Annotated in this window: 1 protein-coding gene; it reads left to right on the top strand. The window is 69.1% G+C overall.

Annotated features, from left to right (window positions below):
- Positions 1 to 2,236, top strand: a 2,236-nt coding sequence (locus VGD85_RS09580; RefSeq protein WP_331063226.1) for a multifunctional oxoglutarate decarboxylase/oxoglutarate dehydrogenase thiamine pyrophosphate-binding subunit/dihydrolipoyllysine-residue succinyltransferase subunit, incomplete at both ends; no start/stop codon positions are given.

Below are 2,236 nucleotides of genomic sequence, written 5' to 3'. Positions count from 1 at the left end.
CCGAGAAGGGCCCGACTACCGAGCAGCGCTCGACCACCGAGAAGGGCCCGACCACCGCGCCCTCGACCAGCGAGAAGTCGTCGACGCCGGCACCCCGGGCGACGCCGCGGCCGGAGGCGAAGGCCGCCGAGCCGGCCAAGGGCACCACCAACCCGGTCCCCAAGGAGAAGCGTCCGGCCGCTCCGGCGCCGGCCAGCGACGAGCCGACCTACACGGTGCTGCGCGGCGCGCCCGCCCGGACCGCGCAGAACATGGACGCCTCGCTCAGCGTGCCGACCGCGACGTCGGTCCGCTCGGTGCCGGTGAAGCTCCTCTGGGACAACCGCACCGTGATCAACAACCACCTCGCCCGGGCCCGCGGCGGCAAGGTGTCCTTCACCCACCTGATCGGCTACGCGCTGGTCAAGGCGGTCCGGTCGATGCCGGAGATGAACGTCGGCTTCGACGTCGTCGACGGCAAGCCCAACCTGATCACCCCGGCACACATCAACCTCGGCCTGGCGATCGACGTCCAGAAGTCCGACGGCAGCCGCCAGCTCCTGGTGCCCAGCATCAAGGCCGCCGAGACCATGGACTTCGCGGGCTTCTGGACCGCCTACGAGGAGGTCGTGCGCAAGGCGCGCGACAACAAGCTCACCGTCGAGGACTTCCAGGGCACCACGATCAGCCTGACCAACCCGGGCGGCATCGGCACTAGCCACTCCGTCCCGCGGCTGATGAAGGGCCAGGGCGCGATCATCGGCGTCGGCGCGATGGAGTACCCGCCCGAGTGGCAGGGCGCGTCCGAGGACGCGATCGCGCGCAACGCGATCAGCAAGGTGATGACGCTCACCTCGACCTACGACCACCGCGTCATCCAGGGCGCGCAGTCCGGTGAGTTCCTCAAGCGCGTCCACCAGCTCCTGCTCGGCCAGGACGGCTTCTACGACGAGATCTTCCGGTCGCTTCGGATCCCCTACGAGCCGATCCGCTGGGCCAGCGACATCTCGACCAACCACGACGACGAGATCAGCAAGCAGGCCCGGATCCTCGAGCTGATCCACGCCTACCGGGTGCGCGGCCACATGATGGCCGACACCGACCCGCTGGAGTACCGCCAGCGCAGCCACCCCGACCTCGAGGTCGAGTCGCACGGGCTCACCCTGTGGGACCTGGACCGGGAGTTCGCGACCGGGTCGTTCGGCGGCGAGGGCCGCCGCTTCATGAGGCTGCGCCACATCCTCGGCATCCTGCGCGACTCCTACTGCCGCACCACCGGCATCGAGTACATGCACATCATGGATCCCGAGCAGCGTCGCTGGATCCAGGAGCGCGTCGAGCAGCCGCACACCAAGCCGCCCCGCGAGGAGCAGCTGCGGATCCTGCTCAAGCTCAACCAGGCCGAGGCCTTCGAGACGTTCCTGCAGACCAAGTTCGTCGGCCAGAAGCGCTTCTCCCTCGAGGGCGGCGAGACCACGATCCCGGTGATCGACGAGATCTGCGAGGCCGCAGCCGAGGCCGCGCTCGACGAGGTCACCATCGGCATGGCCCACCGCGGCCGGCTCAACGTGCTCGCCAACATCGTCGGCAAGAAGTACTCCCAGATCTTCCGGGAGTTCGAGGGCAACATCGACCCGCGCACTGTGCAGGGCTCCGGCGACGTGAAGTACCACCTCGGCGCCGAGGGCGTGTTCGAGGCGGGGTCGAAGGACCGGATCAAGGTCTCGGTGGCCGCGAACCCCTCGCACCTCGAGGCCGTCGACCCGGTGCTCGAGGGCATCGCCCGCGCCAAGCAGGACGTGCTCGACCAGGGCGCCAAGTACCCCGTCCTGCCGCTGCTCGTGCACGGCGACGCCGCGTTCGCCGGCCAGGGCGTGGTCGCCGAGACGCTCAACCTCTCCCAGCTGCGCGGCTACCGCACCGGCGGCACGATCCACCTGGTCGTCAACAACCAGGTCGGCTTCACGACCTCCCCCGGATCCTCGCGCTCGTCGCTGTACTGCACGGACGTGGCCCGGATGGTGCAGGCGCCGATCTTCCACGTCAACGGCGACGACCCCGAGGCCTGCATCCGCGTGGCCCGGCTCGCGTTCGAATACCGCCAGGCGTTCAACAAGGACGTCGTCATCGACCTGGTGTGCTACCGCCGCCGCGGTCACAACGAGGGCGACGACCCGTCGTACACCCAGCCGCTGATGTACGACCTGATCGAGCAGAAGCGCTCGGTGCGCAAGCTCTACACCGAGTCGCTGATCGG

Source organism: Nocardioides sp., from assembly GCF_036401255.1.
GTDB lineage: Bacteria > Actinomycetota > Actinomycetes > Propionibacteriales > Nocardioidaceae > Nocardioides.
This window is presented reverse-complemented; position numbering and strand designations above follow the sequence as displayed.